General features: G+C 40.6%; 18 protein-coding genes. 9 read left to right on the top strand and 9 right to left on the bottom strand.

What is annotated here, in order from left to right; genetic code table 11:
* The first annotated feature begins 45 nt into the window (after nt 1–45).
* Together NE848_RS08895 and NE848_RS08890 are read left to right on the top strand one after the other, a co-directional pair.
* Nucleotides 46–1,674, top strand: coding sequence for an Ig-like domain-containing protein (locus tag NE848_RS08895; RefSeq protein ID WP_252112612.1), 1,629 nt, complete (start codon nt 46–48; stop codon nt 1,672–1,674).
* Between the two features lie 47 nt (nt 1,675–1,721).
* Nucleotides 1,722–2,159 carry a hypothetical protein gene (locus NE848_RS08890; RefSeq protein WP_252112610.1) on the top strand — a complete coding sequence of 146 codons (438 nt, stop codon included), beginning with the start codon at nt 1,722–1,724 and terminating at the stop codon, nt 2,157–2,159.
* Between the two features lie 146 nt (nt 2,160–2,305).
* Here the strand turns inward: NE848_RS08890 and NE848_RS08885 are convergent, their stop codons facing one another.
* Nucleotides 2,306–3,382: an endonuclease/exonuclease/phosphatase family protein gene (locus NE848_RS08885; RefSeq protein WP_252112608.1), complete on the bottom strand. Its 1,077-nt coding sequence runs from the start codon at nt 3,380–3,382 to the stop codon at nt 2,306–2,308.
* A gap of 96 nt (nt 3,383–3,478) precedes the next feature.
* On the opposite strand from NE848_RS08885, the gene NE848_RS08880 reads away from it, so the two are divergent.
* The 3 genes from NE848_RS08880 (at nt 3,479) to NE848_RS08870 (ending at nt 8,136) form a co-directional block, all read left to right on the top strand.
* Nucleotides 3,479–6,304: a TonB-dependent receptor plug domain-containing protein gene (locus tag NE848_RS08880; RefSeq protein WP_252112606.1), complete on the top strand. Its 2,826-nt coding sequence runs from the start codon at nt 3,479–3,481 to the stop codon at nt 6,302–6,304.
* Nucleotides 6,305–6,315: 11 nt separating this feature from the next.
* Nucleotides 6,316–7,695 carry a DUF5689 domain-containing protein gene (locus NE848_RS08875; protein WP_252112604.1) on the top strand — a complete coding sequence of 460 codons (1,380 nt, stop codon included), beginning with the start codon at nt 6,316–6,318 and terminating at the stop codon, nt 7,693–7,695.
* 81 nt (nt 7,696–7,776) lie between these two features.
* Nucleotides 7,777–8,136, top strand: coding sequence for an endonuclease domain-containing protein (locus NE848_RS08870; protein WP_252112602.1), 360 nt, complete (start codon nt 7,777–7,779; stop codon nt 8,134–8,136).
* Nucleotides 8,137–8,271: 135 nt separating this feature from the next.
* On the opposite strand, the gene mfd is transcribed toward NE848_RS08870, so the two are convergent.
* On the bottom strand, nt 8,272–11,652 hold the full coding sequence (gene mfd, locus NE848_RS08865; protein ID WP_252112600.1) for a transcription-repair coupling factor: 3,381 nt from the start codon (nt 11,650–11,652) through the stop codon (nt 8,272–8,274).
* Between the two features lie 108 nt (nt 11,653–11,760).
* On the opposite strand from mfd, the gene NE848_RS08860 reads away from it, so the two are divergent.
* Entirely contained in the window at nt 11,761–13,149 is a 1,389-nt protein-coding gene (locus tag NE848_RS08860) for a dihydrolipoyl dehydrogenase family protein (protein WP_341482785.1), read from the top strand.
* Here NE848_RS08860 and NE848_RS08855 read toward each other — a convergent pair.
* The 6 genes from NE848_RS08855 to NE848_RS08830 form a co-directional block, all read right to left on the bottom strand.
* On the bottom strand, nt 13,146–13,943 hold the full coding sequence (locus tag NE848_RS08855; RefSeq protein WP_252112598.1) for a tryptophan-rich sensory protein: 798 nt from the start codon (nt 13,941–13,943) through the stop codon (nt 13,146–13,148). The two genes, NE848_RS08860 and NE848_RS08855, sit on opposite strands and share 4 nt — an antisense overlap.
* A gap of 12 nt (nt 13,944–13,955) precedes the next feature.
* Nucleotides 13,956–14,591 carry a ligase-associated DNA damage response endonuclease PdeM gene (gene pdeM, locus NE848_RS08850; protein ID WP_252112596.1) on the bottom strand — a complete coding sequence of 212 codons (636 nt, stop codon included), beginning with the start codon at nt 14,589–14,591 and terminating at the stop codon, nt 13,956–13,958.
* Between the two features lies 1 nt (nt 14,592).
* A complete protein-coding gene (locus NE848_RS08845) occupies nt 14,593–15,747 on the bottom strand; it encodes a methionine aminotransferase (protein ID WP_252112594.1) in 1,155 nt (384 codons plus the stop codon).
* 82 nt (nt 15,748–15,829) lie between these two features.
* Nucleotides 15,830–16,573, bottom strand: coding sequence for a succinate dehydrogenase/fumarate reductase iron-sulfur subunit (locus NE848_RS08840; protein ID WP_252112592.1), 744 nt, complete (start codon nt 16,571–16,573; stop codon nt 15,830–15,832).
* 69 nt (nt 16,574–16,642) lie between these two features.
* Nucleotides 16,643–18,646 (bottom strand): fumarate reductase/succinate dehydrogenase flavoprotein subunit, encoded by a 2,004-nt coding sequence (locus tag NE848_RS08835; protein WP_252112590.1) that lies wholly within the window; start codon nt 18,644–18,646, stop codon nt 16,643–16,645.
* Nucleotides 18,647–18,649: 3 nt separating this feature from the next.
* Nucleotides 18,650–19,366, bottom strand: coding sequence for a succinate dehydrogenase cytochrome b subunit (locus NE848_RS08830; protein WP_252112588.1), 717 nt, complete (start codon nt 19,364–19,366; stop codon nt 18,650–18,652).
* Between the two features lie 267 nt (nt 19,367–19,633).
* Between NE848_RS08830 and NE848_RS08825 the strand changes: the two genes are divergently transcribed.
* Genes NE848_RS08825 through NE848_RS08815 form a run of 3 tightly spaced genes read left to right on the top strand, consistent with a single transcriptional unit; the run spans nt 19,634 to nt 21,362 of the window.
* Nucleotides 19,634–20,143 carry a DinB family protein gene (locus NE848_RS08825; protein WP_252112586.1) on the top strand — a complete coding sequence of 170 codons (510 nt, stop codon included), beginning with the start codon at nt 19,634–19,636 and terminating at the stop codon, nt 20,141–20,143.
* An 8-nt stretch (nt 20,144–20,151) separates the two neighbouring features.
* The gene (locus tag NE848_RS08820) at nt 20,152–21,075 is read left to right on the top strand and encodes a DnaJ C-terminal domain-containing protein (RefSeq protein WP_252112584.1); all 924 of its coding nucleotides are present in this window, start codon (nt 20,152–20,154) and stop codon (nt 21,073–21,075) included.
* On the top strand, nt 21,072–21,362 hold the full coding sequence (locus NE848_RS08815; protein WP_252112582.1) for a chaperone modulator CbpM: 291 nt from the start codon (nt 21,072–21,074) through the stop codon (nt 21,360–21,362). Before NE848_RS08820 ends, NE848_RS08815 begins: the two co-directional genes overlap by 4 nt.
* A gap of 6 nt (nt 21,363–21,368) precedes the next feature.
* Here NE848_RS08815 and NE848_RS08810 read toward each other — a convergent pair whose 3' ends face one another.
* Nucleotides 21,369–24,224 (bottom strand): VPS10 domain-containing protein, encoded by a 2,856-nt coding sequence (locus NE848_RS08810; RefSeq protein ID WP_252112580.1) that lies wholly within the window; start codon nt 24,222–24,224, stop codon nt 21,369–21,371.
* Between the last annotated feature and the right edge of the window lie 115 nt (nt 24,225–24,339).

Here is a 24,339-nt window from a genome sequence, read left to right as displayed (position 1 = left end):
TAATTACCTCATTTAAACGATATTTGCATTCCCAAACCCATTAAAATGAAGAAGTTTTTAATTCTGGCTGCAACCATTCTTATTTTCGGTTGTAGTAGTGAAGATAGTCCTGAGCCTGGTCCAAACCCTGCCAAGGATGACCCGGTGGCGAAGGATGATTCCATAAATGCCACCGAAAATGAAGATCTCACCTTTGAAACCGATCTACTTCTGGAAAATGATACCAGAGTAGATAATGCCAGGATATCTAATTTTGATTCTGAAACCACCCAGGGGGGTGAGGTTAGGGATAACAGGGATGGAACCTGGACGTATACTCCTCCGGTAGATTTTAAGGGAGAGGATGATTTCACCTACGATCTTTGTGTACCAGGCAGTTCCGACAGATGTTCCACTGCAACAGTCAAAATAACTGTTGTGGATGCAGGGTCTCCGGTAGCAAATGATGATACTTATGAGACCACTGAAAATGATTCCTATGAGATCAATAACTATCTGGACAATGATGATTTAGTAGATGGGGCAAGCCTCTCCGATTTCAATACAGATGGAACTAAAGGAACTGTAGTAAAAAAGGAGAATGGATCTTTCGTATATACTGCTCCCAATGCCTTTACAGGAGAAGATTCTTTCACCTATACTATTTGTGATGATGACGAATCTCCAAACTGTTCAACCGCAACCATAAGGATAAATGTAAAAGATGAAGGCTCTCCGGTAGCAAATGATGATTCCTATGTGATAGAAACAAATGCCACTAATGTTGTTTTGGACCGCGTATTGGATAATGATGATCTTATTGATGATGCAGAAATAACCTCGACTGATGATGCAGGTACTTCAGGGACGGTTACTTTGAATAATGATGGGACTATTACCTATTCAACTTTATCGGGCTTTGCCGGGGAAGATAGCTTTACGTATACGATTTGTGATGATGATTCCACCTGTTCTACGGCAAAAGTGACTATTTCGGTTGTTGAACCGGTAAGTTTTAATATTCCGGGTAATTTATCCGATTATTACTCTGATGCTACATTTTCTATAGATCCGGATCTGTTGTATAATGAACTTTCCTCATTTACAACAACACAACATGTTAACCGTCTTGAATATTACGAGAGACATGATTACCTATATGATGCCGATGAGGATCCTGATAATCCTGCTAATGTAATCCTCATGTATTCTGGTGAAAGCAGACCTGAGGATGAGTATTGGGAAGGTAGTACACGAGATGAATGGGAAACTTTCAATACCGAGCATATCTATCCTCAATCAAGACTCTCTTCCGAAGAGGCTAAGAACGATATGCACCATATGAGGGCCGCCGATATAGATGTGAACGAAATGAGATCTAATTATCCTTATACCAGTGGCAGTGGAGAATATAAACTTGTAGATGGAGATAAATGGTATCCTGGTGATGACTGGCGTGGTGATGTGGCTCGTATGGTGATGTATGTGAATCTGAGATACGGTGAGGATTTTGAAACTGTTGGATCGCTGCAATTATTTTTAGAGTGGAATGTAGCCGATCCGGTTTCAGCCTTTGAAATTCAGCGAAATAATGTCATTGAAGCCGCGCAGGGTAATCGAAATCCATTTATAGACAACCCCTATCTGGCAACGATGATCTGGGGTGGTGCAGATGCCGAGAATCGCTGGGAATAATAACAAAAGCTTTTAGTATTTTAGCAAAGACCAAAATTAGATTTATCATGTACGAAACCATTCAGTTTATTCATTCTTATTGGGCATACCTGGTGCTTTTTATGCTTCTTATCGCAAGTTTCAATGGAATAATTGGCTTTGCCGCTAATAAGGAGTATTCTGCGACCAATTTCAGGATCGCTTTATTTACTCTTATTGTTTCTCATATCCAATTCCTTATTGGGATTTTTTTATATTTCACTACCCCTTACTTTAAAATGTGGGCTGAAGAAGGTATGGGAGGCGTGATGAGCGATTCTGTACTCAGGCTTTATAATGTGGAACATCCCCTGATGATGATCATAGCTATTGCTCTGATTACTATTGGATATTCAAAACATAAAAAGAAACTGACTTCAAAGCCAAAATTCAAGATACTGGCTATTTTTTACGGACTGGCACTAGTGGTGATGCTTTCCAGGATTCCTTGGGCAGCCTGGTTCTAGACTTTTAAAGAGTTATTACCACATTGAGCCTGTCGAAATGTGGAAATTTTATAATTAAAAAGCTCCGGATATTCCGGGGCTTTTTGTTTTTTGGAGATCATCCTCACCCGATAGCTATCGGGTGAGGATGACTTAGATAGGAATCTTTAATTTGAATTGATCTGCCTTATCAGGTAGATATAAACCGGAAAGTGATCACTATAACCGCCTTCATAACCCGAGTAGCCATAAGTCCTGAAAGGATAGCTTTTAAACTGCCCATTTTGAGTGATAAGATACGGCTTATTGAAAATGCCTGCTTTGTAGAATTCATATCCTTGTCCATTCCTTTTCACAAGGTTCGAAGTCATATAGATCTGGTCAAATAAGTTCCAGCTATCCCGGTAGGCGAGGCTACCTTTGCCTTCCTTCAGCATGATTTCCATAGGATTAAAAAGCGAATTTTCTGAAAGTCGGTTTCTCTCTCCTTCCGTTTTCAGGATCTTTTTAAAGCTTTTATTGGTTGGATCATCGTTGAAATCTCCCATGCTGATGATTTTAGCTTCAGGATTTAATTTTACCAGGGAGTCGATGATCCTTTTGTTAAGGATCGCTGCTTTTTCCCTTTTATAGGCGCTTCGTGCTTCTCCACCGCCCCGCGATGGCCAGTGATTTACGATAAAACTTATCTCTTCCTTGTTCAAAAGTCCGGTTACCACTAATTGATCCCGGGTGTAATCCCTTTTTGAAGGGTTGTCGGCTTCATAGATCACCAGCCTCCGGTTTTTAGTGTCCAGAGGAGTAAAGTATTGTTTTCTATATAAAAGTGCCGTATCCACGCCTCGTTCGTCCTGAGAGTCGAAATGTATAATACCATAATTGTAATTTCTCAAATTAGGGTGGTTAATAAGATCTTCAAGCACTTTTCTGTTCTCTATCTCGCAAAGACCGATAATTGACGCCGGTTCCGGAGTCATATCACAACCGATTTCTGAAAGTACCCTGCTTATATTATCAATCTTTTTTTGGTACTTGTCATCGGTCCACGCATCTTTTCCCGAGGCTGTCCTGTCATCATCAAAAGTTTCGGGATTGTCTTCGGTATCAAATAGGTTTTCTACATTATAAAATGCAATGGTACTTATTAGGTAATCTCTTTTTTCCTGAGCGGAAGGACTAAAAAAGGTCAGATGAATACTCAGAATAATCAGATTTCTGAATAGACAGATCAGGTATTTCCTCAAATTTTTAAAAATTTATTACTTTTTTAAAGTACTGAAAATAAGTTTAGTATATATTTACTCGCTTAAATTTTATCAAAATTATTTTGGGGCGATTAAATGAACATAAAGGTTATTCTGGTGGTCATTACCATGCTCACCGGCATGGTTTTGAACGCCCAGCACATCTCCATTACAGGTAGATTTGCAGATGCCTTTACCGAAGTGCCCTTACCACAGGTAAAAGTTTCTATCGAAGGTTATTTTACGGATGTATTTTCTGATTCCGATGGTGAATTCCAGCTGGACCTGAACGATATTGCCCCTGGCGAATATATTTTGAGAATTGACAAATCTGCCTATCTGCTTAAGCGTATTCCAGTAAATATTGGCAGTTCAAAAAAAGATCTAGGAACTGTTCTCTTACAGGTGGATCCGGCTTTTGAACAAAATCAACAGGCCATTATAAGCCTAACCGATGCCGAATTGCTTTCTGAAGAAGCTGAATTTGATAATGTTTCCGGCATCCTTCAATCCAGTAGGGATGTTTTTCTCAATGCCGCCGCATTCGATTTTAGCCAGACCTTCTTTAGACCGAGAGGTCTGGGTTCAGATTACGGAAAGATCCTTATCAATGGGCTGGAAATGAATAAATTTTATGATGGCAGGCCTCAGTGGAGCAATTGGGGAGGACTCAATGATGTGCAACGCAACCAGGTCTTCACTAATGGAATAGCTGCAAATGACTATCAGTTTGGAGCTCTTGGCGGAAGTACAAATATTTTCATGAGAGCCTCTAAATACCAAAAAGGCGGCCGGCTTTCTCTTGCAGGTTCTAATAGAAGTTATACCGGGCGTATGATGGCCACTTATGCTTCGGGCGAAGAAAGGAATGGTTGGTATTATGCTCTTTCTCTTGGCCGCAGGTTTGCAAAAGAAGGATATGTAGATGGGACGGTCTATGATGCAAATTCTTTTTTTGTCTCTGCAGAAAAGAAACTTAATGAAGCTCATTCAATCAATTTTAGCGGAATTTATACTCCTAATATTCGCGGTCGTTCAGCAGCGCTAACCGAGGAGATCTTTGAGCTTAAAGGTAGAACCTACAATCCTTACTGGGGATATCAGAACAGTGAGATAAGGAATTCCCGGATGCGTGAGATCAAAGAACCCATCCTTATGCTGAATCATTTCTGGTCTATTTCAAAAAAGGCCGGCTTGAATACTAATTTCTCATATCAATTTGGAGAAACGGCGAATTCCAGGATCGACTATGGAGGGACCACCCTGAATTTGGCAAATGGTCAAACCTCTTTTTACGGAGGAGGAGCAAATCCCGATCCTGTCTATTTTCAGAAATTGCCCTCCTACTTTTTAAGATTTGAGGACAACCAGAATTTTGAAGCGGCCTATCGTGCACAAAATGAAATAAATGAAAACGGTCAATTGGATTGGGATTCCTTGTATTCGGCAAATCTCACCGCTTTAGAAAATGGACAGAATAGTATCTATGCTCTGGCGGAAGATGTTAATAAGGATTCGCAGATTTCGGTCAATTCCATTCTGGATTTAGAGCTGAAGAATAATCTGAAATTAAATTCCTCTATAAGATTTAGCCGATTGGAGAGTCAGAATTTTGCGCGACTTAAAGATCTTTTAGGAGGAAATCAATTTCTGGACATAGACATTTTTGTTCTGGATGAATTTGGGGATATTCCGGGCTTGGCAGCACAAAGCGATTTGCAAAATCCTAACCGACTTGTTGCTGAGAAAGATCGCTATAAGTATGATTATGATATAAATGCTGAAGAATCGGAGGTCTTTGGTCAGCTACAATGGACAATCAGAAAATGGGAAGTTTATCTAGGTGGAAACCTGGAGTCAGTAAGTTATCAGAGAAATGGTAATTATCAGAACGGTGTTTTCCAGGATAGTTCATTAGGTAAAAGCGCAGTGGCCGAATTTCTCAATTTCGGAATTAAATCGGGGACGGTCTATAAAATATCCGGACGGCAGAATATTGAACTGAACGCTGGCTATTTCACTAAATCTCCCGGATACCGGAATGCCTTTATTAATCCAAGACAGAATAATCTTTTGGTTCCCGATCTGGATGAAGAGAAAATAAAAACAGGCGATCTTTCATATCGTTATCGCTCTTCATTTCTCAATTTCAGGCTCACTGGTTACTTTACTGAAATTTCAGATGTTACCGAGGTTTCTTATTACTATGCCGATGGGCTTTCCGGTATGGAGCTTGAAAATACTACTGCTTTTGTTCAGGAAGTATTGAGCGACATGAACAAACATTATTACGGGATAGAAGTTGGTGCCGAATCTCAACTTACTTCCACGATCAAAGTAAAATCTGCCCTGGCTTTGGGCGAATATATTTATGCTAATAATCCAAACCTGTCCTTAAGCTCTGCAAGTTTCGACACGAGACTTGATTATGGTAAAGCTTATTTGAAGAATTATTATTTGCCAGGTGGACCACAAACCGCGGCACAATTAGGTTTTGAATATCGGGATCCCGATTTCTGGTGGTTTGGAACCACTCTCAACTATTTTTCAAATGCATTTATTGATATAAATCCGCTTACAAGAACTACAAATTTTCAAAAGGATTATGATGGTTTGTCTCTGATTGAGTATGACCCCGAGATCGCAACCAAACTTCTGCAACAGGAAAAGTTTGATGATTATTTCCTGGTGAATGCCGTAGGTGGCAAGTCCTGGCGAATCAAAGATAAATACCTGGGCACTTTTATCAGTCTCAATAATATTTTTAATGTTCTATATAAAAGTGGCGGTTACGAGCAGGGTAGAAATGCCAATTATCGGAGTTTAAAAGAGGATATGGATAGAGAATTATCGCTGTTTGCTCCTAAATACTGGTATGGACAGGGAACGACTTTTTTTGCGAATATTTATTTAAGGTTTTAAGAAGTATGAATATGAAGATTTTTAAGAATGTGATTTTAATAATCATTTTGATTTTGGCTGGTTGTGTGAAAACCGATGATTTTGGACTGCCTGAAATTGATCCGGTGCAAATAGAATTTGAAGGTAATCTCACCAGTATAGACGCGGTAAAAGGCAATTATAATTTTGAAACAGGGGAGATTTATACATTTCAGAGAACTAATACCTGGTTTTCGGGTTATGTGATCTCCGATGATGCTGGAGGGAATTTTTATAAAGAGCTTATAGTTCAGGATAAACCAGTGAATCCAACTTCTGGAATACAGATTTTACTTGACCATAACTCATTATTTCAAACTTTCAATTTTGGAAGAAAGATTTATGTGAAACTTGACGGATTAAGTCTCTGGTATAACAACGGAGTTCTGCAATTAGGAATTCAGAACAGGGGCGATGTAGTCCCAATTCCGAATTCCATGATCGATGACCATGTGATGAGAACCGAAGAAACTGCAGAGATAGTTCCTTTAGAGATCAAAATCTCCAATTTTTCTCAGGAGAAAAAGAACCTTTATGTAAAGCTTGAAAATGTTCAGTTTGACAGAAACCTGGTAAAAGAAGATCAGGTGTATTCCTTTGCTTCAAATCCGGCCGATCAGTACGACGGTGAACGCCAGCTGGAAAGTTGCGAAACTGGAGAAACCGTATTGTTGAGCACCAGCACTTTTTCAAATTTCAAATCCCTTTTGATTCCCGAGGGTTCCGGTAGCATTGAGGGAATCCTGACCAGGGATTTTTTCGATGAGCATTATGTAATAATGATAACTTCACCAGATAAATTGGATATGAACGGCCAACGTTGCGATCCAGTTTATCTGGATTGCGGAGATGATACTAATGAAGGGACTAAGATGATATTTGAGGAAAATTTTGAAGGTGTTACATCAAATACAACCCTTAATTCCAGGCATTGGACAAACATTAATGTGAGTGGGGGAGAAACGAAATTCAAACCTACTCTATCCAGTGGTAACCGTATCCTAAGGATTTCAGCATACAATACTTTGGAAAGTCCTTTGGAAGCCTGGTTGGTGACACCGGTGATTGATCTTGACAATTCAACCAGCGAAGTTCTGAGTTTTGATATTTTGTCATCTTATGATAAAGGTATTTTGATGGAAGTTTATGTAACCAGTAATTTCACAGGTGATCCTCAAACAACGGAATGGACTGAACTGGATGCTAATATTCCTCTTGGACCTTCAGGTAGTAATTCCAGAATTTTTACAAAATCTAAAATCGATATTTCCTGTCTCGGAGGAAAGGTATGGATAGGATTCAGATACCTTGGCTCAGCCCCAGATAAAACCACAACTTATGATCTGGATAATGTTAGGGTAACAGGAAATTAATTTATTTAAAAAGCTCTTTTCCTAAAATTTAGGGAAGGTGTCCAGCTTTAGCTGGACGGAAGGGTCAAAACTAAGATCATCATGAGAAGAATTCACAACAAAAAGTACCTGGAACCATATCGCAAGAAGCTAAGAAAATCTCCTACTCCTGCTGAAGCTTTTCTCTGGAAATGCTTGCAGAATAGAAGGCTAGGAGGTAGAAAATTTAGAAGACAGCATAGTATTGAAAATTATATTGCCGATTTCTACTGTCCTGAAGAAAGATTGGTTGTGGAACTTGACGGACAAGGACATTACAATGAGTTGGCTCATGAATCTGATTCAAATAGAACACAGGATTTAAATAATTTAGGAATTAGGGTGGTAAGGTTTGAGAATAAGCTTGTTTTTGAAAATCTTGAACAGGTCTTGCAGGAGATAAAGGATAATTTTAGAAATTAACTGACCACCCAGTCAGCCTGGGGCTGACACCCCTCCTAGGAAATAGGAGAGGATAAATTCATACAAAAAGCTCGTTCCCTAAATTTTAGGGAAGGTGTCAGATGGAATCTGACGGAAAGGTCCGGAAGTTTATCTTTAACTAACAGTTTCTTCCTTCTTCTCCCTGAAATCCAGAGGTTGCAACACTTTTAAAGCTTTCTCAACAGAAGTTATTTTTTCAAAAGTCAGCAGTAAACGCAGACCGTTTCTGGTTTGTTTTTCCTTCATCTTGCAGGTTTGCGGATGTGTTTGAACATACTGAAGGATCTTTGTGAAATTATGGGTCTGGTAGAATCTTGATTTTTGATCGGAAATAAAATAGCCCACAAACTTGCCTTTTTTCATAATGATCTTTTCTAAGCCCATATGGGAAGCGATCCATTTTATTCGAACACTATTTAACAGGTCTACCGCCTGTACGGGTAATTCACCAAATCTGTCTATCAATTCTGTTTCGAATTGCTGAAGCTCCTCTTCGGTTTTAAGCTCATTCAGTTTGGTATAAAGGTTAAGCCTTTCAGTAATATTGTTGATATAATCGTCGGGGAACAACAATTCAAAATCGGTGTCTATCTGGGTGTCCTTTACAAAATCCTTATGCTCCAGATCTTCAGTTTCGGCGTAAAGGTCTCTGAATTCGTTCTCCTTTAATTCCTCGATCGCTTCGTTCAGGATCTTTTGATAAGTATCAAATCCGATATCATTAATAAATCCGCTTTGTTCACCACCTAAAAGGTCCCCGGCACCCCGAATCTCAAGATCTTTCATCGCAATATTGAAACCGCTTCCCAATTCTGAAAATTGCTCAAGGGCGGTGATACGTTTCCTGGCATCTTCGGTCATGGCAGAGTAAGGCGGAGTGATAAAATAACAGAATGCTTTCTTGTTACTTCTACCAACACGGCCCCGCATCTGGTGAAGGTCTGAAAGCCCAAAGTTATTGGCATTATTAATAAAAATGGTGTTGGCTTCTGAAACATCCAGTCCGCTTTCCACGATCGTGGTTGAGACCAGGACATCAAACTCACCATTGATAAAGCTGAGCATCAATCTTTCCAGTTTCTTACCTTCCATCTGTCCGTGACCCACACCTATCTTGGCATCGGGAACCAGTCGCTGTATCATACCTGCCACTTCCTTAATGTTCTCAACCCTGTTGTGGATAAAGAATACCTGGCCGCCACGCTGAATTTCATAGGAAATAGCATCCCTGATGATCTCTTCTGAAAATCTGATCACATGGGTTTCGATAGGATAACGGTTGGGCGGGGGAGTTGTAATTGTGGAAAGATCACGCGCAGCCATCAAACTGAATTGAAGCGTTCTTGGAATTGGCGTTGCCGTTAGCGTTAAAGTATCTACATTTTCCCTAATCGTTTTAAGCTTGTCTTTTACGGCCACTCCAAATTTCTGTTCTTCATCTACGATTAACAGACCGAGATCCTTGAATTTTACGGTTTTATTTACCAGCTGATGCGTACCAATGATAATATCCACTTTTCCGTTTTCCAGGTCCTGTAAGGTTTCCCTGCGCTCTTTCGCTGTTCTGAAACGGTTAAGATAGTCTATACGAACCGGGAAATCCTTTAGTCTTTCAGTAAAGGTCTGGTGATGCTGGAATGCCAGAATGGTGGTTGGCACAAGTACGGCTACCTGTTTGCCATTATCAACCGCTTTAAAGGCCGCCCTGATGGCAACTTCGGTCTTTCCGAAGCCTACATCTCCACATACAAGTCGATCCATTGGTCGCTCGTTCTCCATGTCTTTTTTCACGGCTTCGGTCGCCGAGCTTTGATCGGGAGTGTCCTCATACATAAAAGAGGCTTCCAGTTCGTGCTGTAAATAGGAATCAGGATCGTATTTAAAACCTTTTTCGAGTCGGCGCTTTGCATATAATTTGATAAGGTCGTAAGCGATATGTTTAACTCGTGCCTTGGTCTTCTTCTTCAGGTTCTTCCAGGCATTGCTGCCCAGTTTGTATATTTTCGGAGGCTTCCCGTCCTTTCCGTTGAATTTTGAGATCTTATGGAGAGAGTGAATGCTCAGATACAGGATATCACGTTCACCATAGATCAATTTAATGGCTTCCTGCTTTTTTCCTTCAACATCTATCTTCTGTAGTCCGCCAAACTTTCCAATCCCATGATCTATATGGGTTACATAATCTCCAACTTCCAGATTAGTAAGTTCTTTAAGGGTGATCGCCTGTTTTTTAGCGTAACCATTCTTAAGGTGAAATTTGTGATAACGTTCAAAGATCTGGTGATCGGTATAGCAAACAGTTTTTGAGTCTTCATCAATAAATCCCTGGAACATTGAAAATACCGGGGTCTGATATTTTACTTCCTGTTCCTGGTCATCAAAAATATCGTGGAATCTTTTGGCTTGTTGCTCACTCACACAACAGATGAAATTCGTGTAACCGGCTTGCTGATTTTCAATAAGATTTTCGATTAAGAGATCAAACTGCTTATTGAAAGAGGGCTGAGGTTTAGTGTTGAATTCAAATTGCTTTTTCGGATTCAGAAAGGCCTGTGTGCTTAATTCAACAATAGCATATTCCAGGAGTTGTTTTTTTAATAATTCAGCATTGCAGAAAAGTTCTTTCGGCTCACTATGTTTTACATCTTCCGATAGCTCCTTAAAGGCTTCTTCAGCTTTTTTAAACAGCTTGTCGGTTTGCGCCGCAAGAAGGTCCAGGTTCTTAATGAAAATGACAGTTTTTGCCGAAATATATTTTAGAAAGCTCTCCCGGACTTCATCGAGATGTTTGTTCTCCACATTGGGCATTACCGAGATCTTCTTCTTTTTATCGGTGGAAAGCTGGGTTTCCACATCAAAGGTTCTGATACTATCTACTTCATCACCAAAGAATTCTATTCGGTAAGGTTCATCATGACTAAATGAAAAAACATCGATGATCCCTCCGCGAACCGAGAATTCTCCAGGTTCGGTTACAAAATCCACTCTTTTGAACTGGTATTCAAAAAGGACTTCATTCACAAAATCGATCGAAAGTTCATCACCAACAGCTATTTTTAAGGTGCTTCGGTCAAGTTCTTTTCTGGTCACTACCTTTTCAAAAAGCGCATCTGGATAGGTTACAATAATGGCCGGTTTCTTTCTTGAATTTATCCGGTTAAGTACTTCGGCTCTTAAAAGAACATTGGCATTGTCGGTTTCTTCTATTTGGTAGGGTCTACGGTAACTTCCCGGATAAAAAAGTACGTTCTTCTCGCCAACCAGCTGTTCCAGGTCATTCAGGTAGTAGGCTGCTTCTTCCTTATCATTGAAAATTAAAAGAAAGGGACGCTCAGACTCATTAAAAGCATTGGAAATCACAAAAGATAAGGCCGATCCCACAAGGCCTTTAAGGTGTAATTTTTCGTTGATATTTTCAGAATAGGAAATAGCATTCTGCAATTCCTGCTGTAGCGGGGATTGTGCAAAACTTTGGGCGATAAGATTTGTACTCATTGCCGCAAAGATAATTTCATACTCAAAGCCTTACAACCGAAAAATTCATTTTTAACGATTATATAGCATTTTGGAATTTTACCATTTCTCTAACGCAAAATCTGTTATATGATAAGTACATTCATGAGAAACACTGCAAATATGGGGATTGAAGAATTTGATGTTTTTGTGATGGGCACAGGTACGGCCGGAAAAAGCGTAGCTAAAGAATGCGTGCAAGAGGGCCTTAGAGTTGCCATAGCTGATAACCGGGAATTCGGAGGCACTTGTGCAAATCGGGGTTGCGATCCTAAAAAAGTACTTCTGGGACTCACCGAAATAATAGACCGGGCCGAAAAAATGAAAGGCAAGGCGATCACTAAAATGCCTGAAATAAGCTGGAAAGATCTTATGAAATTCAAAAAGTCTTTTACAGAGGCGGTTCCCGCCGCAACCGAAAAAGACCTGAAAGCCTTAGGTATTAAAATGTATCACCAGTCCCCAAAATTCCTTGATGAAAATACCCTTTCTGTTGAAGGTAAAACAGTGAAGGCGAAAAATATTGTAATTGCTACGGGGAATAAACCTCTGGAATTGCCAATTCCGGGGCGAGACCTGCCTATTATAAGTGACGATTTTCTTGAACTGGAAGAATTGCCTGAAAGCATGGTCTTTATTGGAGCAGGATACATAGGAATGGAATTCGCCCATATGGCCGCGAGGTGCGGGGTTGAAGTCACCCTTATAGATGCCGAATCTAGACCTCTGGGCAATTTTGATGAGGATATGGTGAAATATCTTCAGAAGGCTTCAGAAGATATAGGCATCAAATTCATTTTTAATGCCCGTGTAAAAGAAGTTGAAAAACTGCGGACAAATTATCGCGTGAAGGCCGCTCAAAACGGAAAGGAGATTTCCGTTAAGGCCAAACTGGTTATAAATGCAGCCGGGAGAGTACCTGCTATAGATGAATTGGATCTAAAAAAAGGTAATATTGAATTTTCAAAAAAAGGTGTTGTTGTTAACGAACATCTTCAAAGCCCCACGAATAAAAGTGTTTATGCCTGTGGTGATGTTTCAGCCAGTGAGGGACTGCCATTAACGCCTTTGTCTTCACAGGAGGCCCGAATTGTAGCTGCAAATATTCTGAATAAGAATCGATCTAAAACCGTTGATTTTCCTCCACAACCTTCGGTGGTATTTACCCTTCCTAATCTGGCTTCTGTTGGATTAAATGAAAAGCAGGCCAGAGAAAAAGGTTATGATTTTCATGTAGAGCAAAAGAATGTCCCGCAATGGTTTAATTCCAAACGAATTAATGATGATTATTATGCTTTCAAAACCCTGGTTGATAAAAAAACAGGACTTATACTTGGAGCACATCTTGTAAGTGCCGAAGCAAGTGAAATGATCAATATGTTTGTTATGGCTATGTGCGGAAGACTGAGCTGTGAGACTCTGAAAGGTATGATATTCAGCTACCCAAGCTGGGCGGGTGATATTAAATTTATGGTTTAAAGTTTCTGGCCATGAAGCAGCCGGTAAACCGGATTGGTTTTACGGTTGATAAAAGCATGATAGGAGATATTCAGAAATAAAAGAATAGCTCCGCCCAGGGCGGTTTTTGCTATCAATTCTTCAGGTCCCTGGTGTCTTACATAAATAGCTACTAATGCCCATATGCCCACAGCAGCATATTCACGCATATTTCTCAGGTGTATCATTAGCAAATTGATTATGGTTGCAACACCTATCATGATCACCGTCCATTCGACTTCAGAAAAAATGGCTCCATCCCAGCCAATTTTAGAAAGATAGGAAGCCATATTAGCAATTACGGCCACGCTTATCCAGCCTGAAAAAAGACAGATAGGCCACCAGTAAAATGCTATGGTCTGTATGGGTGCATCCCACTTTTCCATATCATTGTTGAGGATGATCTTAAGCAGTTTTATTAGAATAAGGAACATAAAGATCACTGAAAGGCCAATGTATTCGTAAAGCCAGGCAACGATCCAGCCACTCATCGCTATATTGGTGACTATAAACCAGCCGGAAGTATTTTTGATGAAATCAGTATACTTTCCGTTTGAAAAGGCCTGGTAAAGCATGAAGCTAGAAAACACCAGTAAACCTGTAAAAATGAGTCCCCAGATGGAAAAGGCATAATTGGCTGGTGTGAAAAGGTTTTGGTATTTATCACTTATTTCACCAATGGTCTTCCCGTTTATCTGCCCTGTTTGCGCCAGGAAATTTAGGGCAATACTGAGAATTACTGACAGAAAATTGAAAATGGCCAGTCTCTTTAACATGGAAGGTGAAATTTAGTTTACTAAAATTACTTCTTTTCCGGTGATGGCAAAAACCAGGTCGTCCTCTTCGGGTTCCATAAAATAATTGCCTGTAAAGTCTCCGAATGCTGGAAGAATAAACTGATTTTGACTCTGAAAAAAGCATGAGAGTTTCAACTGTTGCTTGCCATCACCTCTCATTTTATATCCTGGGTGAATGTGGCCACAGATGTTGAATAGTCCATCTCGCTTTTCAGGGTGGTGGCTTAAAAGAAACCCGTCAACCTTTACTTCAGAAAAAAGCTTTATGCCCAGTTTCTCATATTTTAAAGGTGAAATTATATCATGGTTGCCGGCAATTAAATGAACCTGATTATCAAGGGTAGAATGCCAGTCTTCAAACATATGCCATTCCATATTTATTGAACTGTGGAAAAGATCTCCAAGAAAGACAATATGTTCAGGATCGAACTCCTTTAAAAGTGTATCCATTTTTCTGAAGTTATTGGCAATGGCCTTAACAGGTACGGCACTTCCGTGTTTTCGGAAATGTGAAATCTTACCCAGATGAACATCAGCTATAAGAAGGATCTCCTGTTCCGGCCAGTAAACAGCTCCGGAAGGATGCAGTACAAAATCACGACTTCTGATCCTAATATTGAGATTCATCTTATAATTTGCACAATATTTCTGCAGCCTGCTCTAAAGTTTCATCGGTCTTGGCGAAGCAGAATCTTAGTTGTTTGTGGTCTTTTTGGTCAATATTGAAAACCGAAACGGGGATAGAAGCCAGGCCATGTTCTTTAACCAGTCTCTCTGCAAAAGTTACATCATTTTCCTGAGTGATATCAGAATAATTCAAAAGTTGAAAATAGGTACCCAAGGATGGGGAAAATTTGAACCTTGATTGCTCGATCAGATTAAGGAACAGATCCCTTTTCTTCTGATAGAATGAAGAAAGTTCAAGGTAATGTTCCGGTGTTTTGATGTATTCCGAATAAGCCTTCTGCATTGGGTGATTTACTGAAAATACTGTCACCTCATGTATCTTCCAGATCTCTTTCATTAGATATTCAGGGGCCACACAATAGCCGGTCTTCCAGCCTGTGTTATGAAAAGTCTTTCCGAAGGAAGCGCAAACGATGGCTCTTTCAGCGAGCCCGGGAAGCTTTGAGGCGCTCTGATGGTCTATCCCGTCAAATATCAAATGCTCATAGACTTCGTCGCTCAATAAAATAATATCGGTGCCCTCAAGCATCTCTTCCAGCTTTTTCATGTCTTCTTCTAAAAGAACAGTCCCTGTGGGGTTATGAGGCGTATTTATAATTATCATTTTCGTTCGTGGCGTGATGGCCTCTTTCACCTCGTTCCAGTCAACCTTATAATTTTCACCCTTTAGCTGTATAAGAACCGGTTTCCCTCCATTAATCTGTATGGTAGGTTCGTAGCTATCGTAAGCGGGCTTTAAAACAATTACTTCATCGCCGGGATGAATAAATGCCGTAATCGCACAGTAGAGCGCCTGGGTAGCACCGGCTGTAAGGGTGATCTCAGTTTCAGGATCATATTCCTTGTCATAGAGATCAGCGATCTTTTTTGCGATCTCCTCTCTCAATTCCTGTACACCATGTGACGGGGGATACTGATTGTAACCTTTTTTCATCGCTTTGGTCACAAGTTTTTTCAGTTTTTTGTCTGTTTCAAAATTCGGAAAACCCTGCGACAGGTTGATGGCGTTATACTCATTAGCCATTCTGCTCATTACAGAGAAAATGCTTGGAGTGGTATCTGGTAATTTTGAAGAAATAGTCCTGATATCTGCCATCATGGAATTTTTAATTAAAATGCATAAAAAATCCCGGACTGCAAAGCCCGGGACCTTCTATATTCGCTTAAACGATTGTTAATTACTTAACGCTGGCTTTCAAATATTCTCTGTTCATTCTTGCGATGTTCTCTAAAGAAATACCTTTTGGACACTCAATTTCACAGGCTCCGGTATTGGTACAGTTACCAAAACCTTCCTTATCCATTTGCTCTACCATTTGAAGTACACGGCGGTCGGCCTCTACTTCACCCTGAGGAAGTAAAGCAAACTGACTTACTTTAGCAGCGGTGAAAAGCATGGCGCTGGCATTCTTACATGCTGCAACACAGGCACCACAACCAATACAAGTGGCCGCGTAGAAAGACATATCTGCATTATCTTTTTCAATTGGAATAGAGTTGGCATCCTGGGTGTTTCCTGAAGTGTTCACAGAAATATAACCACCGGCCTGTTGAATGCGGTCGAAAGAGCTTCTGTCTACCACAAGGTCCTTGATCACCGGGAATGCCTTCGCACGGAAAGGTTCAATTACGATGGTGTCACCATCCTTGAATCTTCTCATGTGTAACTGACAGGTAGTAACACCACGGTCTGGCCCGTGAGGTTCACCGTTGATCTGCAGGTTACATGATCCACAAATTCCTTCGCGACAGTCATGGTCAAAAGCTACGGGTTCATCTCCTTTTTCGATAAGCTGCTCGTTAAGAACATCCATCATTTCAAGAAAAGACATATCTGGAGAGATGTCTGCAACCTGGTAGGTTACTACTTTTCCTTTGGTGTCGGCGTTCTTCTGACGCCATATTTTTAATGTAAGGTTCATATTTTCAATTTGAAAATCTGAGAATTTGAAAATTAGTCAATTAAATTAACGCATTTTCAAATTTTCAAATTATTTATAGCTCCTTGTTTTTACTTCGATATTCTCGTAATCCAGTTCTTCTTTATGAAGTACGGCTTCTCCGGGATTACCAGTGTATTCCCAGGCGGCTACATACATAAAGTTCTCGTCGTCACGAAGGGCTTCCCCTTCTTCGGTTTGATATTCTTCCCTGAAGTGACCTCCACAGGATTCATTTCTGTGAAGTGCATCTTTAGCAAAAAGTTCTCCAAGCTCAAGGAAATCGGCCACACGACCGGCTTTTTCAAGCTCGGCATTCATTTCGTCAGCAGAACCAGGAACTTTCACATCTTTCCAGAATTCTTCACGAAGTTGCTTGATCTCTTCGATAGCTTCTTTGAGGCCTTCTGCATTTCTGGCCATTCCCACTTTGTTCCACATGATCTTACCAAGCAATTTATGGAAATGGTCTACAGATTTAGTTCCTTTATTATTGATGAACTTTTCAATTCTTTCACGAACTTCTTTTTCAGCCTCATCAAATTCCGGAGAATCGGTTGGGATTTTACCGGTCCTGATATCCTGAGAAAGATAGTTACCAATGGTATATGGAAGAACAAAATATCCATCAGCAAGTCCCTGCATCAGGGCAGAAGCACCCAGCCTGTTGGCACCGTGATCTGAGAAGTTAGCTTCCCCGATCGCGTAACATCCCGGAATAGTTGTTTGTAGGTTATAATCAACCCAGACACCACCCATGGTATAATGCACCGCAGGATAGATCATCATTGGAGTTTCGTATGGATTCTGATCTACGATCTTCTCGTACATTTGGAAAAGGTTACCATATTTGGCTTCCACAACCTCTTTTCCTAACTCCTTTATTTTTGCTTCTGAAGGATTATCGATCTTCTGAGTGGTTGCAGCTTCTTTTCCGTAACGCATGATGGCTGAACTAAAATCAAGGTAAACTGCTTCACCTGTTTTATTTACTCCGAAACCAGCATCACAACGCTCTTTTGCCGCTCTTGAAGCCACATCACGAGGCACAAGGTTACCAAATGCCGGATACCTTCTTTCCAGGTAATAATCTCTTTCTTCTTCTGAAAGCTCGGTTGGTTTTTTCTTGCCCGCCCTGATAGCTTCAGCGTCTTCTTTTTTCTTCGGAACCCAGATTCTACCATCATTACGAAGGGATTCAGACATCAGCGTCAGTTTAGACTGGTGATCTCCCGAAACCGGAATACAGGTAGGGTGGATCTGAGTAAAACAAGGGTTAGCGAAATAAGCTCCCTTTTTATGTATTTTCCAGCTGGCAGTTACGTTACTTCCCATCGCGTTGGTTGAAAGGAAGAATACGTTACCGTAACCTCCCGAAGCGATCACCACCGCATGTGCTGAATGTCTTTCAAGTTCTCCAGTTACCAGGTTCCTGGCGATAATACCTCGGGCTTTTCCGTCAACCTTTACGATATCAAGCATTTCATGCCTGTTGAAAGCCTGGATCTTTCCACGGTTGATCTGGCGGTTCATCGCTGAGTATGCTCCAAGCAGTAACTGCTGACCGGTTTGTCCTTTTGCATAGAAAGTCCTTGATACAAGAACCCCTCCGAAAGAACGGTTGTCCAGAAGACCACCATATTCACGCGCGAAAGGAACTCCCTGAGCCACACACTGATCGATGATGTTACCGGAAACTTCTGCAAGTCGGTAAACGTTCGCCTCTCTTGAGCGGTAATCACCACCTTTGATAGTATCGTAGAAAAGACGGTAGATAGAATCACCGTCTCCCTGGTAATTCTTTGCTGCGTTGATACCTCCCTGAGCCGCAATGGAGTGAGCTCTACGGGGAGAATCCTGATAGCAGAATGTTTTTACGTTGTATCCCAGTTCAGCCAGGGTTGCGGCGGCACTACCACCGGCAAGTCCGGTTCCAACAACTATAACATCAATATTACGTTTGTTGGCAGGGTTAACAAGGTTTATATCGTTTTTGTGATTGGTCCACTTTTCTGCCAATGGGCCTTTAGGTGCTTTAGATTCAAATACTCCCATAGCTTAAATTTTTTCTAATACAAAGTGAATATAAAAAGGGATCACGGCAAAGGCCAGCGGAATAAGGATCGCGAAAGCCATTCCGATCTTCTTTATAAAAACATTGTATTTTGGATGATTAATACCAAGTGACTGAAATCCGCTAGAGAAACCATGAGAAAGGTGAAATGCGATAGCAAGCATAGCTACGCCGTAGGCTATTGCCCAAAGCAGTCCGAATTCAGCATCCTGAAAGGTCTTAATAGTTAAAGTGTAAAGATCTTTTACCTCTTCACCATTTGCAGTGGTATAGATCGTTTCGTCCAGTCCGCCAAATTTCATTTCTCCCCAGAACATTGTCATATGTACTACGATAAACGCCAGAATTACAGTTCCGAGAATCCCCATATTTCTCGAGGACCACATAGTGTTTGTAGAAGGTTTAAAACTCACATAACCCTGAGGTCTTGCCTTTCGGTTATTGATAGTAAGTGCAATCCCGTCAATAGCATGAAAAATGATACTGAAATAAGTAAGATAGGATAATACCTTAACAGCAGGATTGGTAGTCATGAATAGTGCATATTCGTTGAACTGATCCCTGGCTCCTTCACTTACAGGGATTAATAATTGCAAATTTCCGAAAAGGTGTCCAACTAAAAACAGGCACAGAAAAAGGCCGGTGAAAGCCATCCAGTATTTTTTCGCAAGAGATGACTTTAAAAGCGCAGATTTCGCCATAAATGTTTTGAATTATTTTGATAAAGTGCAGCAAAAATACACTTCATAATGTTTTTTAACAAACTTTGGCAGTCTTTTTAAGGTCTATTTAGAACTAGTTTAAAATACTTTATAATTTGTTGATTCTTTTGAAATTGAGCGACTTGAGACATTTTGCATTCTCAAGCCTTAACAGCCTTCTCTAGCTGGCAGAAAGCGGTTTTTGGCAAAAGCTTAACGGGTGCTAAAATTCAATTTTCGTAATTTTCTTTTTCATCCTACATTGAAATGAAAAAGAGAACAAACAAGCTGATAAGATCCCTTTCAGAGATATTCGAGGGGGAGCCATGGTACGGGCAATCAGTAATGCGAAAACTGGAGAATGTTCCTCATAAGATTGGTTACAAGACCTGTATTCCCGAGTCTCATACCGTGGCTGAGATCGTTGGACACCTTATTGCGTGGAAGACATTTGCTATTGAAAAACTCGAATCGAATGAGGTCTATGATATTGATATCGATTCGGAAAGGGACTGGCCTAAAGTGGAAGTAAACTCGGCAGAAGAATGGGAGGCTTTAAAGGCAAAACTGGTTGCTGCCCAGAGCAGTATATATGAACTTCTGAATGAACAGACAGATGATTCCTATCTGGATGAAAAGGTGAAAGGAAAAGATTATGATTTTGAATATCTTATAAGGGGAATCATTCAGCATGATATTTACCATATAGGTCAAATTGGACTTATAGAAAGTCAGTTGAAAAGAAAAGAACTGGATTCTGGTGTTTTTAAAGCTTGATCTCTAACATGGAATTTATAGACTACTATAAACTTTTAGAACTGGATAAGTCGGCATCACAGGCCGATATCAAAAAAGCTTACAGAAAACTCGCGCGAAAATATCACCCCGATCTTAATCCAAATGATAAAGATGCGCAATTGCGTTTTCAGCAGATCAATGAGGCTCACGAAGTGCTTAGTGATCCTGAAAAACGAAAAAAATATGATGAATACGGCAAAGACTGGAAGCATGCTGACCAGTTTGAGGAGGCAAAAAGGCAACAGGCTGCTAGCGGTGGTGGATTCGGCGGAGGTTTTGGAGGAAGCGGGCAGTCGTATAGCTATTCCGGTAGTTTTGATGATGATACCTTTTCAGATTTTTTTGAACAGATGTTCGGAGGTCGTGCCCGCGCCCGGGGTTCACACCGGGGAGGCCATTTTAAAGGACAGGATTACAATGCCGAGCTTCAACTAAGATTAAGCGAAGTCTATAAGAGTCAGAAACATACACTTACCGTAAACGGAAAGAATATTCGTCTTACTATTCCGGCAGGTGTGGAGAATGGTCAGACGATAAAGATTAAAGGACATGGGGGTCCAGGTATCCAGGGTGGGCCCAAAGGTGATCTCTATATCACTTTCAATATTCTTAACGATACCAGTTTCCGCAGAGAAAAGGAAAATCTTTATTCTACCGAACAGTTAGATTTGAGCACAGCGGTTCTTGGAGGAGAGATACACGTGAAGACATTCGACGGAAAAGTAAAACTAAAGGTGAAGCCCGGAACTCAGAATGGTGCACAGGTGAAATTAAAAGGGAAAGGCTTTCCAAAATACAAAAGAGAGAATCAGTTTGGGGATCTTTACATTACTTATAAAGTGAAGATCCCAACGCACCTTTCTGCGAAACAGAAAGAATTATTCGAAGAACTGAAAAAATCAGGATTATGAACAAGGAAGATTTAATCCCAGCCCAGGAGATCTGCGTAAGATACGAAGTGGAATATCAGTTTGTTAATTCCTTATATGAAAGCGGTATCATAGAAATCGTGAAGATCGAGGAAACCGAATATATTCATTATGATTACCTGGCCGATTTCGAGAAAATGATACGTCTACACCGAGATCTCGATATAAACCTGGAAGGCCTTGAAGCTGTAAACCATCTTTTAAAACAGATCCGTGAGCTTCAAAAAGACAACAGGCGGCTAAGAAACCGCCTGGGTCTCTATGAATAAAAGGTTTTATTTTACTTCAAATTCAGTTTCGGCGGTTTTGCCATTAAGCTTTAGTTCTATTTTATATTTCCCTTTTGGAATATAGAATTTCTCATCAGCGGCTTTCTTAATATCAATCTTTTCATTTTTCTTCTCGAGTTTTTCTGAAGCCGACTCGGTAATCGTAAGGTCATATTTGCCTGTATTGAAACCTTTTTCCGTTTCAAATTCAAATTCCTGGAGAATATCACCCGACTCAGACTTCACTGTAAATTTTGCCATTCCGGCTTTAGCAGAATACCATGTGAGTGGCAATTCCGGTTTGTATGGGTCTATCCATTTACTGTAAGAATTACCCCAACGCGAAGAAAAACGAATCGATTCGGCCGAGGAAACAGTCAGGGCATCTTTCAATTCTTCGGTCTTTAAAGCAGATATCGCAGCGATATCTACAATGTATATTGACCGGCCATGAGTTCCAACGACAAGATCCTTCTCTTTAGGGTGAACCCTTAGATCGTGTACTGCGACATGAGGGAAATTGGTACTGAAAGGCTGCCAGTTTTCACCGCGATCCAGCGAAACATACACGCCGTTATCGGTTCCCAGGTAAAGTACATTTTCATTATCTGGATCTTCCCTGATAACATTCACTGGGGATAATGGAAGATTTGAACTAATGTCTTTCCAGGTTTCTCCATAGTTGTTTGAAACATAGACGTAAGCTTTGAAATCGTCCCAGCGATAGCCATTAAGCGTTGCATAAACTCGTTCTTTTGAATGTTTTGAAGCGATCACCCTAGAAACCCAGAGATCATCAGGAAGATCTTCTCCAATATTGGTCCAGCTGCCACCACCATTTTTAGTCAGATAGATATAACCGTCATCACTCCCGGTATAGATGAGGCCGAATTGAAATGGAGATTCGCTTATGCTGGCAAGTGTTCCGTAGGGAACATCGCCTTTTTTACCACCTCCGGTAAGATCTTCGGAAATGCTTGTCCAGGTCTCTCCCTGATCCATACTACGCATCAGTTTGTTTCCTCCCATATAGAGAATATCCTGGTTGTGCGGCGATAGCAGGATGGGGGTTTGCCAGTTATAGCGATAAGGGCTTTCACCTAAGTCGTGTTTCGGATGAATATAAAGCCTGTCACCGGTTTTACGGTTTATTCTGAAATAGTTTCCAAACTGAAACCCTGTGTAAACGATATCGGGATTTCGGCTGTCTATCTCAACCTGCATTCCGTCTCCGCCAAGAAGCCGTTCATAAGCATAATCTCCTTCTGCGGTCCAGTTAACACTTTCTTCGTTGTTGTGGGGAGCTGCCCAGACTCCGTTGTCCTGCAGACCTCCGTAAACATGATAAGGGCTTTGGTTGTCTATATTGATAGCATAAAACTGGCCAACCGAAGGAGAGTTGTTCTTGATCCAGTTTTCGCCATCATCGTATGAGATATTGATCCCTCCGTCATTTCCATTAATAAGATGTCCACTTCTATTCGGGTTTATCCATAGTGCGTGATGATCGGCATGAACATTTTCGGCATCGATAGATTTGAAGGTTTTTCCACCGTCTTTAGATTTAAGGATCGGTACGCCATAGATGTAGATAGCATTTTTATTTTGTGGATCAACATGTATCATCCCGAAATAATATCCGTAGCTGTAATAAACATCATCAAGATAATCTTCGTGAGTTTTCTTCCATGTTTTTCCGCCATCGGTACTCTTGTAAACCTGGGCGCCAATCACAGGAGTTTCAATCATGAGCGAATTAGCATCTTCCAGGTAGATGGCCAGATCTTCAGGTTTTGCCTCGTCTTTTCTGATCAATTCCTTGACCGATTTGGCAGTATATTTTTCCTTAAAGCCATTATCTCTTAGAAATGATTCAAGTTCTTCTTCATCGAGTTTAAGGAACTCAGATTTTTTCATCTTTTTGAAATCATCCTTCTGAAGTCCTTTCTCTTCTATTTCATCTTCGGTCTTTTCTCTTCGATCCTGGTTGTCTACAATTGCGTAAACGGTGTTTGAATCATAAATAGCAAGACCAATTCTTCCCACTCCGTCTCCCGTTGGGAATCCTGAGCCTTTGGTAGAAACTTTTGTCCAGGTTTCTCCGGCATCGGTACTTTTATAAATGCCACTGTTCTCACCGCTCTCCCTGAAATTCCATGCCTTACGATCTTTATCCCAGGCTGCAGCATACATTTCATTGAAATTATTTGGATTTACTGCAACATCTATGATTCCGGTTTCGTCATTGATAAAAAGCTTATTGGTCCAGGTCTTACCGCCATCGGTGGTTTTATAGACCCCACGTTCTTTATTTGTCGAATATAAATGACCTGTAACACCAACGATTATTTCATCGGGATTTGCAGGATTTATCAGGATGCGGCTAATATGGTGTGAGTCTGGTAACCCCATAAATTGCCAGGTTTTTCCATGGTCTTCAGATTTCAGTAAACCAATTCCGGCATAAGACGATCTGGAAGCATTTACCTCACCTGTACCAACCCAGATGGTTCCATTTTTCCAGTCTACCGCGATATCTCCAATGTTCTGTGTAGGACTGTTATCCATTACAGGAGTAAAGGTTGTTCCATTATTATTGGTATACCATAATCCACCGGAAGCATAGGCCGCGTAAAATTCGGTAGGGTCTTCCGGATTAACGGCAATATCGGTTATCCTTCCACTCATTACGGTAGGGCCAATATTCTTTAGAGGAATGTTCTTAACAATTGAATTTTGTGTGAGGGCTTCTTTTTTCTCAATAGCCATTTTGATGGCAGAACCTGAAGTGGCAGATTGTTGCGGAAAAATGGGTGAAAAAGATAGAAGAAGCAGACTGAAAAATGTGTAGCTGTATTTCATGATTTTTTAAAGTAAGAGCCTAAAAATAGCAAAACCTTGTATTATTCGAAATTTTAATTCGCTTTTATAGCTATTGGATTAAAATCCTTTAATTTTGAAAAAACGAAAAGATTTA

The sequence above is a fragment of the Gramella jeungdoensis genome (assembly GCF_023805255.1).
In the GTDB taxonomy this organism is placed as follows: domain Bacteria; phylum Bacteroidota; class Bacteroidia; order Flavobacteriales; family Flavobacteriaceae; genus Christiangramia; species Christiangramia jeungdoensis.
This window is presented reverse-complemented; position numbering and strand designations above follow the sequence as displayed.

What these genes read in the sequence shown, in the direction of transcription:
- NE848_RS08815 (WP_252112582.1), top strand. Translation starts at nt 21,072, where the DNA reads ATGAACAAGGAAGATTTAATCCCAGCCCAGGAGATCTGCGTAAGATAC.
- NE848_RS08825 (WP_252112586.1), top strand. Translation starts at nt 19,634, where the DNA reads ATGAAAAAGAGAACAAACAAGCTGATAAGATCCCTTTCAGAGATATTC.
- NE848_RS08855 (WP_252112598.1), bottom strand. Translation starts at nt 13,943, where the DNA reads ATGTTAAAGAGACTGGCCATTTTCAATTTTCTGTCAGTAATTCTCAGT.
- NE848_RS08830 (WP_252112588.1), bottom strand. Translation starts at nt 19,366, where the DNA reads ATGGCGAAATCTGCGCTTTTAAAGTCATCTCTTGCGAAAAAATACTGG.
- pdeM (WP_252112596.1), bottom strand. Translation starts at nt 14,591, where the DNA reads ATGAATCTCAATATTAGGATCAGAAGTCGTGATTTTGTACTGCATCCT.
- NE848_RS08860 (WP_341482785.1), top strand. Translation starts at nt 11,761, where the DNA reads ATGATAAGTACATTCATGAGAAACACTGCAAATATGGGGATTGAAGAA.
- NE848_RS08840 (WP_252112592.1), bottom strand. Translation starts at nt 16,573, where the DNA reads ATGAACCTTACATTAAAAATATGGCGTCAGAAGAACGCCGACACCAAA.
- NE848_RS08845 (WP_252112594.1), bottom strand. Translation starts at nt 15,747, where the DNA reads ATGGCAGATATCAGGACTATTTCTTCAAAATTACCAGATACCACTCCA.
- NE848_RS08895 (WP_252112612.1), top strand. Translation starts at nt 46, where the DNA reads ATGAAGAAGTTTTTAATTCTGGCTGCAACCATTCTTATTTTCGGTTGT.
- NE848_RS08890 (WP_252112610.1), top strand. Translation starts at nt 1,722, where the DNA reads ATGTACGAAACCATTCAGTTTATTCATTCTTATTGGGCATACCTGGTG.
- NE848_RS08810 (WP_252112580.1), bottom strand. Translation starts at nt 24,224, where the DNA reads ATGAAATACAGCTACACATTTTTCAGTCTGCTTCTTCTATCTTTTTCA.
- NE848_RS08875 (WP_252112604.1), top strand. Translation starts at nt 6,316, where the DNA reads ATGAAGATTTTTAAGAATGTGATTTTAATAATCATTTTGATTTTGGCT.
- mfd (WP_252112600.1), bottom strand. Translation starts at nt 11,652, where the DNA reads ATGAGTACAAATCTTATCGCCCAAAGTTTTGCACAATCCCCGCTACAG.
- NE848_RS08835 (WP_252112590.1), bottom strand. Translation starts at nt 18,646, where the DNA reads ATGGGAGTATTTGAATCTAAAGCACCTAAAGGCCCATTGGCAGAAAAG.
- NE848_RS08880 (WP_252112606.1), top strand. Translation starts at nt 3,479, where the DNA reads ATGAACATAAAGGTTATTCTGGTGGTCATTACCATGCTCACCGGCATG.
- NE848_RS08820 (WP_252112584.1), top strand. Translation starts at nt 20,152, where the DNA reads ATGGAATTTATAGACTACTATAAACTTTTAGAACTGGATAAGTCGGCA.
- NE848_RS08870 (WP_252112602.1), top strand. Translation starts at nt 7,777, where the DNA reads ATGAGAAGAATTCACAACAAAAAGTACCTGGAACCATATCGCAAGAAG.